General features: G+C 59.9%; 12 protein-coding genes. 10 read left to right on the forward strand and 2 right to left on the reverse strand.

What is annotated here, in order from left to right:
• Positions 1-150: 150 nt before the first annotated feature.
• Together ACA059_RS07655 and ACA059_RS07660 are read left to right on the forward strand one after the other, a co-directional pair.
• A complete protein-coding gene (locus ACA059_RS07655; protein WP_497633301.1) occupies positions 151-624 on the forward strand; it encodes a (2Fe-2S)-binding protein in 474 nt (157 codons plus the stop codon).
• On the forward strand, positions 621-2,936 hold the full coding sequence (locus ACA059_RS07660; protein WP_497633302.1) for a xanthine dehydrogenase family protein molybdopterin-binding subunit: 2,316 nt from the start codon (positions 621-623) through the stop codon (positions 2,934-2,936). The genes ACA059_RS07655 and ACA059_RS07660 overlap by 4 nt, the downstream gene beginning before the upstream one ends.
• Positions 2,937-3,015: 79 nt before the next feature.
• On the opposite strand, the gene rne is transcribed toward ACA059_RS07660, so the two are convergent.
• On the reverse strand, positions 3,016-6,213 hold the full coding sequence (gene rne, locus ACA059_RS07665) for a ribonuclease E (RefSeq protein WP_497633303.1): 3,198 nt from the start codon (positions 6,211-6,213) through the stop codon (positions 3,016-3,018).
• Positions 6,214-6,913: 700 nt separating this feature from the next.
• Here rne and rluC point away from each other — a divergent pair.
• Genes rluC through ACA059_RS07680 form a run of 3 tightly spaced genes read left to right on the forward strand, consistent with a single transcriptional unit; the run spans position 6,914 to position 9,539 of the window.
• Positions 6,914-7,876, forward strand: coding sequence for a 23S rRNA pseudouridine(955/2504/2580) synthase RluC (gene rluC, locus ACA059_RS07670; RefSeq protein ID WP_046049069.1), 963 nt, complete (start codon positions 6,914-6,916; stop codon positions 7,874-7,876).
• The gene (locus ACA059_RS07675) at positions 7,863-8,525 is read left to right on the forward strand and encodes an HAD-IA family hydrolase (protein WP_497633304.1); all 663 of its coding nucleotides are present in this window, start codon (positions 7,863-7,865) and stop codon (positions 8,523-8,525) included. Before rluC ends, ACA059_RS07675 begins: the two co-directional genes overlap by 14 nt.
• A 24-nt stretch (positions 8,526-8,549) precedes the next feature.
• Positions 8,550-9,539: a S49 family peptidase gene (locus tag ACA059_RS07680; protein WP_497633305.1), complete on the forward strand. Its 990-nt coding sequence runs from the start codon at positions 8,550-8,552 to the stop codon at positions 9,537-9,539.
• A gap of 144 nt (positions 9,540-9,683) precedes the next feature.
• Here ACA059_RS07680 and ACA059_RS07685 read toward each other — a convergent pair whose 3' ends face one another.
• On the reverse strand, positions 9,684-10,262 hold the full coding sequence (locus tag ACA059_RS07685) for a Maf family protein (protein ID WP_497633306.1): 579 nt from the start codon (positions 10,260-10,262) through the stop codon (positions 9,684-9,686).
• A gap of 105 nt (positions 10,263-10,367) precedes the next feature.
• Between ACA059_RS07685 and ACA059_RS07690 the strand changes: the two genes are divergently transcribed.
• The 5 genes from ACA059_RS07690 (at position 10,368) to fabG (ending at position 13,930) form a co-directional block, all read left to right on the forward strand.
• Entirely contained in the window at positions 10,368-10,895 is a 528-nt protein-coding gene (locus tag ACA059_RS07690) for a YceD family protein (protein WP_004371317.1), read from the forward strand.
• Positions 10,896-10,908: 13 nt separating this feature from the next.
• On the forward strand, positions 10,909-11,091 hold the full coding sequence (gene rpmF, locus ACA059_RS07695) for a 50S ribosomal protein L32 (RefSeq protein WP_008152339.1): 183 nt from the start codon (positions 10,909-10,911) through the stop codon (positions 11,089-11,091).
• A 4-nt stretch (positions 11,092-11,095) separates the two neighbouring features.
• Positions 11,096-12,106 carry a phosphate acyltransferase PlsX gene (plsX, locus tag ACA059_RS07700; RefSeq protein ID WP_081757410.1) on the forward strand — a complete coding sequence of 337 codons (1,011 nt, stop codon included), beginning with the start codon at positions 11,096-11,098 and terminating at the stop codon, positions 12,104-12,106.
• A gap of 125 nt (positions 12,107-12,231) precedes the next feature.
• A complete protein-coding gene (fabD, locus tag ACA059_RS07705; RefSeq protein WP_497633307.1) occupies positions 12,232-13,170 on the forward strand; it encodes an ACP S-malonyltransferase in 939 nt (312 codons plus the stop codon).
• A gap of 16 nt (positions 13,171-13,186) precedes the next feature.
• Positions 13,187-13,930 carry a 3-oxoacyl-ACP reductase FabG gene (gene fabG, locus ACA059_RS07710; protein ID WP_095132058.1) on the forward strand — a complete coding sequence of 248 codons (744 nt, stop codon included), beginning with the start codon at positions 13,187-13,189 and terminating at the stop codon, positions 13,928-13,930.
• The last annotated feature ends 15 nt before the right edge of the window (positions 13,931-13,945 follow it).

The raw sequence follows: 13,945 nt of genomic DNA on the forward strand, positions 1-13,945 counted from the left end.
TTGTTAATGCCGGGTTAACTCCGCAACTTGAGCATCCAGGCGTTTTTACCTTAAAGGCCTATCAGCCTGAGTCGATCTGCGTGACACCCACCGCCAGACCCGGGCGGCAGATTGCTCGACCCCATAAACTTAAAAATAGGCTGGCGTGCCATGAATACTCTGATGCTCAACGGTCAAGATTACAAAATGGATGTTCCGGACGAGATGCCACTTTTGTGGGCCATTCGCGATGTGGCAGGCGGCCATCTCGGCACCAAATTCGGCTGCGGCATGGGCCTGTGCGGCGCCTGTACGATTCATATCGACGGCCAGCCTGCACGTGCGTGCATTACGCCTCTCAGTTCCGCGAACGGACAGAATGTCACCACGATCGACGAGCTGCACAACGACCCGATTGGCCGGATGGTCCAGCAAGCCTGGCTCGACACCGCCGTGGACCAGTGCGGTTATTGCCAGGGCGGGCAGATCATGTCCGCCACTGCGCTGCTCAAGGCCAATCCGTATCCGGGCGACGAGCAGATCGAAGAGGCGATGATTGGCAACATCTGCCGTTGCGGCACCTACAATCGCATCAAGATCGCCATCCGCCAGGTCTCCACCCGCCTGAAGGAGGCCAAGGGATGAGCCGGGTACCGCATGATTTCGTCCTGAATAACCTCAGTCGGCGTGGTTTTATCAAGGGCGTCGCCGTCAGCGGGGCCTTAGTGCTGGCGGCGAGCTGGGGTTGGCAGAACGCATTTGCTGAAGCAAAACAGAAGAAGTACGGCGCCGACGCGATGCCCAATAGCTGGATCGATGATCCCAGGGTTTATGTCAGCATCGCCACCGACGGTACGGTCACGGTGATCTGCAACCGTTCGGAGATGGGACAGGGAATCCGTACCAGTCTGGGGCGAGTGGTCGCTGACGAACTTGAGGCTGATTGGGCGAAGGTCAACGTGCAGCAGGCACCGGGCGACGAGCTGCGCTACGGCAACCAGAATACGGACGGTTCGCGCAGCATGCGCCACTGGTACGAGCCGATGCGTCGCTGCGGTGCCGCCGCGCGGACCATGCTCGAACTGGCCGCCGCCGCGCAGTGGAAGGTTCCGGTCGGCGAATGTCGCGCCCAACTGCACAAAGTCATTCACCAACCGACGGGGCGCGAGCTGGATTACGGCACCCTGGCCGCCGCTGCCGGAGCGCTGGCAGTACCGGCTCGTGAGAGTCTGCGGCTCAAGCAGCCATCGCAATTTCGCTACATCGGAATAGAGTCGAGCGCTGCCGTCGATGGTGAGGACATTGTCCGTGGCCAGGCCACTTATGGGGCAGACGTGCATTTCGAGGGAATGCTTTTCGCTACCGTGGCGCGGCCCCGGGTGTATGGCGGAAAAGTGAAGTCCGTCGATGCCAGCGGCGCAATGAAAATCCCCGGCGTGATCAAGGTCCTGGAAATAGAGACGCTTCCATTGCCGTCCGGATTTCAGCCGTTGGGTGGAGTGGCGGTGATCGCCAATAACACCTGGGCGGCGATCAAGGGGCGCGATGCACTGACAATCGAGTGGGATGACGGCCCCAACGCCGGTTACGACTCAGTCGCCTATCGCCAGCAATTGGAGGCTGCCGCCTTGCAGACGGGCAAAGTAGTGCGCGACAGCGGCAATGTCGAAGACGCAATGTCGAATACCGATAACACGTTGCAAGCCACGTACTACATGCCTCACCTGGCCCACGCCCCCATGGAACCCATGGTCGCTGTTGCCCGTTTCACTGAGATGGGCTGCGAGGTCTGGGCACCGGTTCAGTCACCTCAACGGGCACGGGATACCGTCGCCGAGCGCCTGGGGATTTCTGTTGAAAACGTAAAGATCAATGTCACGTTGCTGGGGGGCGGTTTTGGTCGGAAAGCCAAGCCGGACTACGTCATTGAAGCCGCGATTCTGGCGAGGGCCATGCCAGGTAAAGCGGTGCGTGTGCAATGGACCCGGGAAGACGATTTGCACTTCGGCTATTTGCATACCGTATCGCTGCAATACCTCAAGGCCAGCCTGGGCAATGACGGTCTGCCGTCCGGCTGGTTGCACCGCACGGTGGCGCCGAGCATGACGGCCTTGTTTACGCCGGATGTCGTTAACCAAGGCGCGGCAGAACTGGGCATGGGCTTCAAGAACATGGCCTACGCGATCCCCAACGTGCGCCTGGAAAACCCCGAGGCAACTGCCCATACCCGCGTGGGCTGGTATCGCTCGGTGTCGAACATCCCCCATGGCTTTGCGATTCAGAGCTTTGTCGATGAACTGGCGCACAAGGCCGGGCAGGACCCGCTGAGCTACCAGATCAAATTGCTCGGTCCGGACAGGCAGATCGATCCGCGCACCTTGAGTGAGGAGTGGAACTACGGCGAATCCCCCGAGCGTTATCCGATCGATACCGGGCGCATGCGCACGGTGCTGGAGATCGCCGCCAAAGCCGCCGGTTGGGGTCGCAAGTTGCCCAAGGGCCGAGGCCTGGGCCTGGCGGTGCATTACTGTTTTGTCACCTACGTGGCGGCGGTGATCGAGGTTGAAGTCAAAGACGACGGCACGCTGATCGTGCACAAGGCCGACATCGCGGTGGATTGCGGTCCGCAGATCAACCCGGAACGGATTCGCTCGCAGTTCGAAGGCGCCTGCGTCATGGGCCTGGGCAACGCGGTGCTGGGCGAGATCAGCTTCAAGGACGGCAAGGTCCAGCAGGACAACTTCCACATGTACGAAGTAGCCCGCATGTCGCTGGCGCCGAAGGAAGTCGCCGTGCATCTGGTGACGCCGCCGGGTGAAGTGCCATTGGGTGGAGTGGGCGAGCCGGGTGTGCCGCCGATTGCGCCGGCGCTGTGCAATGCAATCTTCGCCGCTACCGGTAAACGTATTCGTAACTTGCCGGTTCGTTATCAACTGCAGGGTTGGCAGGCGGCGTAAACCTGATTCAGGACTAGTCACAGACATAAAAAAAGCCCCGCCTGGATCACCAGGCGGGGCTTTTTAGTGGCCGATGGAATCAGACGAGAGGTTTAGGCTCGTGTTCTTTTTCCAGGGCTTGCTCGTGTTGCTCTACCGCTTCCTGAACGGAGCGCGGTGTTTCGTCGATCACCGATTCAGCTGGTTCGGCAGCAGCGACTTCAGCAGCCGGGGCAGGTGCAGCCTCGACGACTTCAGCGACAACCGGTGCAGCTTCGACAGCAGCCGGAGCAGCTGCGGCAGCCAGTTCGGCTTCTTTCTGCAGACGCTCGGCTTCACGCTTGCGGCGACGCACTTCACGTGGGTCGTTCGGCGCACGGCCACTTGGCGTCAGGGCGCTGACAGGGGCGGCTTCGACTTCCGGTGCGGCCACTTCGGCAACAACCGGCGCTTCAACCACCGGAGCAGGCTCGGCAGCAGCAACCACTGGCTCGGACACCATGGCCTCGGCTTCTGGCGCTTCGGCGGCGGCAGGCTCGGCAACCCAGTTGAACGCGGTTTGCTCTTCGCGAACTTCACGGACAGCTTCGGTTACTGTTTCGGTGGCTGTTTCGGCAGCCGGTTCTGCGGCAACTACTGGCTCGGCGGCAGCTTCAAATACAGGCTGTGCTTCCCGAACCGGGGCCACTTCGATTTCCGGAGCGGCGGTGGCTTCGACCGGCGTCGTTGCTTCAACCACTGGCGCTTCCACTGGAGCAGTTTCCAGGGTGGCGGCAGTCGCGCGTTCCGCTTGCTCGTTAGCCTGTGCTTCGGCTGGAGCGCTGATCACGGTGCTGGCAACGGCTGCGGTAACAGCCAGGCCGGCGGCCAGATCGGCAGCGCTTGGCGCTTCGTTGGTTTCGGCAGCTTCGTTACCTTCGGCGGACTCGGATTCTTCCGAACCTTCGATCACATTACCGTTGGCATCGCGTTGACGCTCGCGACGGTTGCTGCGACGACGCTGGCCACGGGAGCGGCGGCGTGGACGATCGCCTTCGGCGCCGTCCTGACCGTCTTCCTGCAGTTGCTCTTCGTTGGTAACCAGTTCTTCTTCGGCAACGGCGGCGGTAGCTTGCTCGGCACGTGGCTGACGTTCTTCACGCGGTGGGCGTGGAGCACGTTCTTCACGTGGCTGACGGGCTGGACGCTCTTCAGCGGTAGCAGCGGCGGCCGGAGCGGCATCCAGAGGCTCACGCAGTTCACGAACCGGACGCTCTTCACGATCGCCACGTGGCTTGCGATCTTCGCGAGGAGCGCGCGGTGCACGTTCTTCACGAGGGGCGCGTGGTGCGCGCTCTTCACGTGGAGCACGTTCTTCGCGGGCGACTGCTACTGCTGGCGTTTCTTCGCGGGCTTCACGTGGCTCACGCGGTGCGCGCTCTTCACGCGGTGCACGTTCCTCACGAGGCTTGCGTTCTTCATCGCGGCGACCATTACGGTTGCGGCTCTGCTGACGACCGTTGCGACGCTCTTCGTTGCGGGCCGGACGCTCGGTAGTTGCTGGTTTTTCAACCACAACCGGAGCGGCTGGCTCTTCCTTGGTCGCGAACAGGCTGACCAGCGACTTCACCAGGCCTTTGAACAGGCTTGGCTCTGGCGCGGCGGCCGGTGCGGCAACCGGTGCGGCAGCGACGACTTCGGTCGGAACCGGAGCGTTGGCGCGGGCCGGAGCTGTCTTGACCGCGGCTTCCTGGCGAACCAGGGTGCGGGTCGCAGCGGCTGGCTGGACTTCTTCCACTTCGGCAGCGGCAGCAGCGATTTCGTAGCTGGACTGGCCGACCGCGGCTTCCGGGCTGTCATCGCGCAGACGCTGAACTTCGAAGTGCGGCGTTTCGAGGTGATCGTTCGGCAGAATGACGATGCGGGCACGGGTGCGCAGTTCGATCTTGGTGATCGAGTTGCGTTTTTCGTTGAGCAGGAACGCTGCGACCGGGATCGGCACTTGTGCGCGAACTTCGGCAGTGCGGTCTTTCAGGGCTTCTTCTTCGATCAGGCGCAGAATCGCCAGCGACAGCGATTCAACGTCACGGATGATGCCGGTGCCGTTGCAACGCGGGCAAACGATGCCGCTGCTTTCGCCCAGCGATGGACGCAGGCGCTGACGGGACATTTCCAGCAGGCCGAAGCGCGAGATGCGACCGACTTGCACGCGAGCGCGGTCGGCTTCCAGGCATTCGCGGACTTTCTCTTCCACGGCGCGCTGGTTCTTGGCAGGGGTCATGTCAATGAAGTCGATGACGATCAGGCCGCCGATGTCGCGCAGGCGCAACTGACGGGCGATTTCTTCGGCGGCTTCAAGGTTGGTCTGCAGAGCGGTTTCTTCGATGTCGCTGCCTTTGGTGGCGCGCGCCGAGTTGATGTCGATGGACACCAGGGCTTCGGTCGGATCGATAACGATGGAGCCGCCGGAAGGCAGTTCAACGACGCGCTGGAAAGCGGTCTCGATCTGGCTTTCGATCTGGAAACGGTTGAACAGCGGAACGCTGTCTTCGTACAGCTTGATCTTGCTGGCGTACTGCGGCATCACCTGGCGAATGAAAGTCAGGGCTTCGTCCTGGGCTTCAACGCTGTCGATCAGCACTTCGCCGATGTCCTGGCGCAGGTAATCGCGAATGGCGCGGATGATCACGTTGCTTTCCTGGTAGATCAGGAACGGCGCGGAGCGATCCAGCGAGGCTTCTTTGATGGCGGTCCAGAGTTGCAGCAGGTAGTCGAGGTCCCACTGCATTTCTTCGCTGCTGCGGCCCAGGCCGGCAGTGCGAACGATCAGGCCCATGTCGGCTGGAGCAACCAGACCGTTCAGGGCTTCACGCAGTTCGTTGCGCTCTTCACCTTCGATGCGACGGGAAATACCGCCGGCACGCGGGTTGTTCGGCATCAGAACCAGGTAACGACCGGCCAGGCTGATGAAGGTGGTCAGGGCTGCGCCCTTGTTGCCACGTTCTTCTTTTTCGACCTGAACGATGACTTCCTGGCCTTCGCTCAGGACGTCCTTGATGTTGACGCGGCCTTCTGGGGCTTTCTTGAAGTATTCGCGGGAGATTTCTTTGAGGGGCAGGAAGCCGTGGCGCTCAGAGCCGAAATCGACAAAGGCAGCCTCAAGGCTTGGTTCGATGCGAGTAATCCGGCCTTTATAGATGTTGGCCTTTTTCTGCTCGCGTGCACCGGATTCGATGTCCAGGTCGTAGAGGCGTTGGCCATCTACCAGTGCAACACGCAACTCTTCGGGTTGAGTTGCGTTAATCAGCATTCTTTTCATGTAGTACCGTCGGTTTCCGGGCTGCCGGAAACGGCGTTCGGCACACACGACTTCTCATGGTCGGTGTCAGGTGCGTCAGGAGTGGTTGGACACTCCAGTGTCTAGCGAACCCCGACCAATTGGGCCGGCGTCGCGACGTACGCGTCCTGCTTGCTGTGGCTACTTAAGCACTCAGTCAGGAGGAGGAATCAACCAGCGGCTGTGGACGAGATGAAGCGTCTTGATAAAGCCTATTGCTACACAGTCCAGCGGTTGTGCATCTCCACCCTACACGTATCCCTGATAATTCGGGTGCTGCCGCGCGCAGAATCCGCAGCGGGTTGGCATTTACCGTGAGCTCCGAAAGGGGAGGTCACGCATCATGGCTAATTTAGGCGTTGTTTCCGAAGCGTTCGCTCGGGGTTGTTCGAAGTTGACTGCACTTTGTGAACTGGCCGTGAATATTTGCTCGCAAGGCGAGTGAAAACTCTGCTTTGCGGCATGCTTCAGGCCTCATGTCACCTGCGCTCGTTACAACTGCAAACTCTACCGTTTCGTAGCGAAAGCCCCGTAGGACGGCCTCTCGTCCTCGTGAATTGCGTTGGTCAGGGCCGGTTTTTGACCGTTAGTCCGCTGTCCAGGCCACTTTTGGCGGCGTTCGCGACTATAGCAGCAATGATTAAGTGCTTCAATTCCATAAAAAATTGTTATCATCCGCGCCATGACGACTACTGCCCCTTCGACCCCAGCCGTACAACTGCTGGAGGTCTCGCCGGAATATGCCGGCCAACGTATTGATAACTTCCTTCTCGCTCGGCTCAAAGGCGTGCCCAAGACCTTGATTTACCGCATTTTGCGCAAAGGCGAAGTGCGAGTGAACAAAGGTCGGATCAAGCCCGAATACAAGCTGCAGGCGGGCGATATCGTGCGCGTGCCACCGGTTCGCGTGCCTGAGCGCGACGAGCCGGTGCCGCTGGCACAAGGCCTGCTGCAACGCCTCGAAGCCTCGATCGTGTTCGAGGACAAGGCGTTGATCGTGATCAACAAGCCTTGCGGCATCGCGGTTCACGGTGGCAGCGGCTTGACTTACGGGGTGATCGAAGCCTTTCGTCAGTTGCGTCCCGATTGCAAGGAGCTCGAACTGGTTCACCGTCTCGACCGTGACACCTCCGGCCTGCTGATGATCGCCAAGAAGCGCAGCATGCTGCGTCACTTGCACACGGCATTGCGCGGCGATGGCGTCGATAAGCGCTACATGGCGCTGGTTCGCGGCAACTGGGCGGCCTCGATCAAGCAAGTCCGGGCGTCGCTCGGCAAGAGCAACCTGCGCTCCGGCGAGCGTATGGTCGAGGTCGACGAGGAGGAGGGCAAGGAGTCCGTGACCGTGTTCAAGGTCCTGCGTCGTTTTGGCGACTTTGCCACCCTGATCGAAGCCAAGCCGATTACCGGCCGGACTCACCAGATCCGCGTCCACACCTTGCACGCCGGGCATTGCATCGCTGGCGATACCAAGTACGGCGATGAAGGCTTCAGCAAAGAGATTCGTGACCTGGGCGGAAAGCGCCTGTTCCTGCACGCCTACATGCTGACCGTGCCGCTGCCTGATGGTGGTGAGCTGAAGTTGCAGGCGCCGGTCGACGAGATGTGGGCCAAAACCGTGGAGCGATTGAGTGCGCCCATCTGATTACAAGCTGCTGATTTTCGATTGGGACGGCACTCTCGCCGACTCCATTGGTCGGATTGTCGAGTCGATGCATGTCGCGTCCGAGCGCTCCGGCTTTCAGTTGCGCGATGATTTTGCTGTCAAGGGCATCATCGGTCTGGGCTTGCCGGAAGCGATTCGCACGTTGTATCCGGAAATCGGCGACGACGAATTGGTGGTCTTCCGTCAGCACTATGCTGATCACTACATCGCCTCGGAAGCCGTGCCTTCGCCGTTGTTCGAAGGTGTGGTCGAGTCGATGGAGGCGTTTCGTGCCGAGGGTTATCACTTGGCGGTCGCGACCGGCAAGGCTCGTCGCGGGCTGGATCGGGTGCTGAAGTCTCACGGCTGGGAAGATTATTTCGATATCACCCGCGCGGCCGACGAAACCGCCAGCAAACCCCATCCGCTGATGCTTGAGCAGATCCTCGCTCACTGCGAGGTTCGCCCGGAGCAGGCGCTGATGGTGGGCGATTCGTCCTTTGATTTGCAGATGGCGCGCAACGCCGGCATGGATTCGGTGGCCGTCAGCTATGGCGCGCAATCGATCGAGGCGTTGAAAATATTCGAGCCGGCACTGGCCATTGATCGTTTTTCAGAATTGCATGCCTGGCTGAGTCAGCGGGCTTAATAGGTTTTTGCTGGGGTAGATGTCATGACCGACGAATGGAAAGCGCCCGCCAAGGCAAGCGCAGAGAGCGGTGACGAGAAAAGCTGGAAGCTGCTGGAAAAGACCCTGCTGGCCGGCGTGCAGGAACAGCGCCGGTCCCGTCGCTGGGGGATTTTCTTCAAGCTGCTGACCTTTGTGTACCTGTTTGGCGCGTTGATCCTGTTCACGCCGCTGATGGACATGGAGAAAGTTGCCACCCGCAGTGGCAACTACACCGCGCTGATCGACGTGACCGGCATGATCGCCGACAAGGAGCCTGCCAGCGCTGACAACATCGTCGGCAGTCTGCGTGCGGCTTTCGAGGACGAGAAGGTCAAAGGTGTCGTCCTGCGCATCAACAGTCCGGGCGGCAGTCCGGTGCAGTCGGGTTATGTGTATGACGAAATTGTCCGTCTGCGCGGCTTGCACCCGGATACCAAGGTGTACGCGGTGATCTCGGATCTGGGCGCTTCCGGTGCTTATTACATCGCCAGTGCGGCGGATCAGATTTACGCCGACAAGGCGAGCCTGGTGGGTTCCATTGGTGTGACGGCGGCCGGTTACGGCTTTGTCGGCACCATGGAGAAGCTCGGCGTCGAGCGTCGGACTTACACGTCGGGCGAGCACAAGTCGTTCCTCGACCCGTTCCAGCCGCAGAAGCCTGAGGAGACTCAGTTCTGGCAGGGCGTGCTGGATACGACACACCAGCAGTTCATCAATAGCGTGAAAAAGGGCCGTGGCGACCGTCTCAAGGACAAGGAGCATCCGGAGCTGTTTTCCGGGTTGGTCTGGAACGGGGAGCAAGCGTTGCCGTTGGGCCTGATCGATGGCCTGGGGAATGCCGGTTCGGTGGCGCGTGACGTGATCGGCGAGAAAGAGTTGGTGGATTTCACCGTTCAGGAATCGCCGTTCGATCGCTTCTCGAAAAAACTCGGCGCCAGTGTCGCTGAGCAATTGGCGATGTGGATGGGCTTTCACGGTCCGTCGTTGCGCTGATTTTCTGGCTGCATAAAAAAACCGGCTTTTGCCGGTTTTTTAAGTCAAAAGATCGCAGCCTCGTTTCACTCGACAGCTCCTACATTGAAATGCGTATCTCTTGTAGGAGCTGTCGAGCGAAACGAGGCTGCGATCTTTTGATCTTTAAGGTATCTGCACGCCTTCGGCCAGCAACATGTCCACCAGGCGAATCAATGGCAGGCCGATCAGGCTGGTGGCGTCAGGGCCTTCGGTGCTTTGAAACAGGCTCACCCCCAAGCCTTCGGCTTTGAAGCTGCCAGCGCAGTCGTAGGGCTGTTCGGCGCGCAGGTAGCGTTCGATGCGTGCGGTGTCGAGTGTGCGCATGTTCACCGTGAACGGCACGCAGTCGACCTGGCAATCGCCGGTCTGGCTATTGAGCAGTGCCAGGCCGGTGAGGAAGGTCACGCTGGCACCGCTCGAGGTCAGCAATTGTTCGCGGGCCTTTTCGAAGGTGTGGGGTTTGCCGATGATCCGATCGCCAAGTACGGCGACCTGGTCGGAGCCGATGATCAGGTGAGCGGGGTGGCTGCTGGCCAGCGCGCGTGCTTTTTCCTCGGCGAGGCGCTTGACCAACGCGATGGCGGACTCGCCCGGACGATGGCTTTCGTCGATATCCGGCGAGCTGCAGGTAAATGGCAGCTGCAAGCGGGCCAGCAATTCCCGGCGATAAACCGAGCTTGAAGCGAGTAATAAAGGCAGCATGCGCATCTCCAAAAGACAGGCACGAATTCTAGCGAGGCTTCCAAGTGACGGACAGGGCTGAATTTCCTTTGACATGGCTGGGGGCATCCCTATAATGCTGCGCCTATGTTGAATGACCCGATTCCACCTCACGTTGACCCGCGCAAATTGGCTGATCGTGGCACCACCCTTCAAGGTGAACTGCTGCTGGCCGATTTGGAGAGACTCTGCGACCCGCTTTCCGATACTGTCGGTACGGTGCAGGCTAAATTCGTTTTTGAACGAGATGAACGTAAGTCTGTGGTAATCCACAGTTTTATCGACACCGAAGTCAAAATGGTTTGCCAGCGTTGTCTTGAGCTGGTCACCCTGCCGATCCATAGCGAATGCAGTTATGCTGTGGTGAAGGAGGGTGCGAATACCCAGTCGTTGCCGAAAGGTTATGACGTGCTGGAACTGGGCGAAGATCCTTTGGATCTGCAGTCACTGATCGAGGAGGAGCTTCTGCTCGCCTTGCCCATTGTGCCTGCTCATCATCCGGAAGAATGCCAGCAGCCGGCGGGTCTCGATGAGCCCGAACCGAGCGAGGACGAGGTAACGCGGTCCAACCCGTTCAGTGTATTGGCGCAGTTAAAGCGTGACCCAAACGTTTAGGAGTTAATCAATTATGGCTGTTCAGCAGAACAAAAAATCCCGCTCTGCCCGTGACATGCGTCGTTCGCACGACGCCCTGACGGCAAGCACTCTGTCTGTAGAAAAAACCACCGGTGAAATTCACCTGCGTCACCACGTATCGCCAGAAGGCGTATACCGTGGCCGTAAAGTGATCGACAAGGGCGCTGACGAGTAATCACTTGTCTGCTCAAGTCATCGCGATTGACGCAATGGGCGGGGACTTCGGTCCCCGCAGCATTGTTCAGGCCAGCCTTGCTTGTCTGTCTGCTACGCCCTCGCTGCACCTGACCCTCGTCGGTCAACCCTCCCTTCTTGAAGAATTGCTCTCTGGCCAATCGGCTGTGGATCGCTCGCGTCTGTCGATTGCTCCGGCGTCCGAAGTCATCACCATGGACGAAAAACCTGCCCAAGCCCTGCGCGGCAAGCCCGACTCGTCGATGCGCGTGGCGCTGGAGTTGCTGCGAGACGGCAAGGTCCAGGCCTGCGTCAGCGCCGGCAATACCGGTGCGCTGATGGCGTTGTCGCGGTTTGTGCTCAAGACCTTGCCGGGCATAGATCGGCCGGCAATGGTGGCGGCGATTCCGACGCAGAAGGGTTATTGCCAGTTGCTCGACCTGGGCGCCAATGTCGATTGCAGCGCCGAGCATCTATTGCAGTTCGCTGTGATGGGGTCGGTGGCGGCGGAAACCCTGGGCATCGTGCGTCCGCGAGTGGCGCTGCTGAACATCGGTACCGAAGACATCAAGGGCAATCAGCAGGTCAAGCTCGCTGCAACATTGTTGCAAAGTGCCCGTGGTATCAACTACATCGGTTTTGTCGAAGGTGACGGTGTGTACCGTGGCGAGGCGGATGTGGTGGTCTGTGACGGTTTTGTCGGCAATATCCTGCTCAAATCCAGCGAAGGCCTGGCAACCATGATTGCCGCGCGCATCGAAGCCTTGTTCAAGAAAAACCTTGCGTCGAAAGTGGTCGGTGCTTTGGCATTGCCGCTGATGAAGCGCTTGCAAGCTGATCTGGCGCCTGCGCGGCATAACGGTGCAAGCTTCCTCGGGTTGCAGGGAATTGTGGTGAAAAGCCATGGTTCGGCGGGGGTTCAGGGCTTCCAGAGTGCGATTCAGCGTGCCTTGATCGAGATCCAGGAAAACCTGCCGGAACGCATTCACGGTCGTCTTGAGGATTTGTTGCTTTAGGCGTTTTCGTCGGACAATGCTTAAATGTGACCGCTCAGTTCAATTTGCCATCCAACTGTCAGTTTCTTGCGTCCCCCAAGCGGGACGTCAATTCTCCGACGACAAGATCATTAGGGGCTTGTTACATGTCTGCTTCCCTCGCATTCGTCTTTCCGGGACAGGGTTCGCAGTCCCTCGGCATGCTGGCCGAGTTGGGCGCGCAACATCCGGTTGTCCTCGAAACATTCAAAGAAGCTTCCGATGCTCTGGGTTACGACCTGTGGGCACTGACCCAGCAAGGGCCGGAAGAGCAACTCAATCAAACCGATAAAACCCAGCCGGCCATTCTGACCGCCTCGATTGCCTTGTGGCGTCTGTGGCTGGCTGAAGGCGGCGCGCGTCCGGCTTATGTTGCCGGTCACAGCCTGGGTGAATACAGCGCTCTGGTCGCTGCGGGCAGCCTGAGCCTGGGCGACGCGGTGAGGCTGGTTGAATCCCGGGGCAAGCTGATGCAGGAAGCCGTTCCGGCCGGGCAAGGTGGCATGGCCGCCATTCTCGGTCTGGACGATGCTGATGTGCTGGCAGCCTGTGCCGAAGCGGCGCAAGGCGAAGTGGTCAGTGCGGTCAACTTCAACTCCCCTGGCCAAGTGGTCATCGCCGGTGCCAAGGCGGCGGTCGAGCGCGCCATCGAAGGCTGCAAGGCCCGTGGTGCCAAACGCGCCATGCCGTTGCCGGTCAGCGTGCCGTCCCATTGCGAGCTGATGCGTCCGGCGGCCGAGCGTTTCGCCGAGTCGATCGCAGCGATCAACTGGCAGGCGCCGCAGATTCCAGTGGTTCAGAACGTCAGCGCCAATGTGCCGGCCGATCTGGAAACCCTCAAGCGCGATCTGCTCGAGCAGCTTTACAAGCCTGTACGCTGGGTCGAATCGGTTCAGGCGCTGGCCGCCAAAGGTGCTACCCAGTTCGTCGAATGCGGCCCTGGCAAAGTGCTGGCTGGCCTGAACAAGCGTTGCGCCGAAGGCGTGTCGACATCCAACCTCAATACCCCCGACGCCTTCGCTGCCGCTCGCGCAGCGCTGGCCTGAATCAGGAGAAGCCTGCATGAGTCTGCAAGGTAAAGTTGCACTGGTCACTGGCGCGAGCCGCGGTATCGGCCAGGCTATCGCCCTGGAACTGGGTCGTCAGGGCGCCATCGTTATCGGCACCGCGACGTCTGCCTCGGGTGCCGAGCGCATTGCGGCAACCCTGAAGGAAAACGGGATTCAAGGCACTGGCCTGGAACTCAATGTTACCAGCGATGAGTCCGTTGCGGCAGTGCTGGCGAGCATCACATCGCAGTTCGGTGCGCCGGCGATCCTGGTCAACAATGCCGGTATCACCCGCGATAATCTGATGATGCGCATGAAAAATGACGAATGGCATGACGTCGTCGATACCAACCTGAACAGTCTGTTCCGCCTGTCCAAGGGTGTTTTGCGCGGTATGACCAAAGCCCGTTGGGGACGAATTATCAGTATTGGCTCGGTTGTGGGTGCCATGGGCAACGCAGGCCAAGTAAACTACGCAGCCGCCAAGGCCGGTCTGGAAGGTTTCAGCCGTTCACTGGCGCGTGAAGTCGGTTCGCGTTCGATTACGGTAAACTCGGTGGCCCCTGGGTTCATCGACACCGATATGACCCGCGAACTGCCCGAGGCACAGCGTGAAGCCTTGCAGACGCAGATTCCGCTGGGCCGTCTGGGGCAAGCTCAAGAGATCGCGTCTGTGGTCGCTTTTCTTGCATCCGACGGTGCGGCTTACGTTACTGGGGCTACAATCCCGGTGAACGGCGGGATGTACATGAGTTAAATGTGACGGGTTGCT

Source organism: Pseudomonas sp. LBUM1647 (genome assembly GCF_059716175.1).

Excerpts from the sequence above, each read along its gene's own strand:
- ACA059_RS07655 (WP_497633301.1), top strand. The coding sequence starts at position 151 with ATGAATACTCTGATGCTCAACGGTCAAGATTACAAAATGGATGTTCCG.
- ACA059_RS07660 (WP_497633302.1), top strand. The coding sequence starts at position 621 with ATGAGCCGGGTACCGCATGATTTCGTCCTGAATAACCTCAGTCGGCGT.
- rne (WP_497633303.1), bottom strand. The coding sequence starts at position 6,213 with ATGAAAAGAATGCTGATTAACGCAACTCAACCCGAAGAGTTGCGTGTT.
- rluC (WP_046049069.1), top strand. The coding sequence starts at position 6,914 with ATGACGACTACTGCCCCTTCGACCCCAGCCGTACAACTGCTGGAGGTC.
- ACA059_RS07680 (WP_497633305.1), top strand. The coding sequence starts at position 8,550 with ATGACCGACGAATGGAAAGCGCCCGCCAAGGCAAGCGCAGAGAGCGGT.
- ACA059_RS07685 (WP_497633306.1), bottom strand. The coding sequence starts at position 10,262 with ATGCTGCCTTTATTACTCGCTTCAAGCTCGGTTTATCGCCGGGAATTG.
- ACA059_RS07690 (WP_004371317.1), top strand. The coding sequence starts at position 10,368 with ATGTTGAATGACCCGATTCCACCTCACGTTGACCCGCGCAAATTGGCT.
- rpmF (WP_008152339.1), top strand. The coding sequence starts at position 10,909 with ATGGCTGTTCAGCAGAACAAAAAATCCCGCTCTGCCCGTGACATGCGT.
- fabD (WP_497633307.1), top strand. The coding sequence starts at position 12,232 with ATGTCTGCTTCCCTCGCATTCGTCTTTCCGGGACAGGGTTCGCAGTCC.
- fabG (WP_095132058.1), top strand. The coding sequence starts at position 13,187 with ATGAGTCTGCAAGGTAAAGTTGCACTGGTCACTGGCGCGAGCCGCGGT.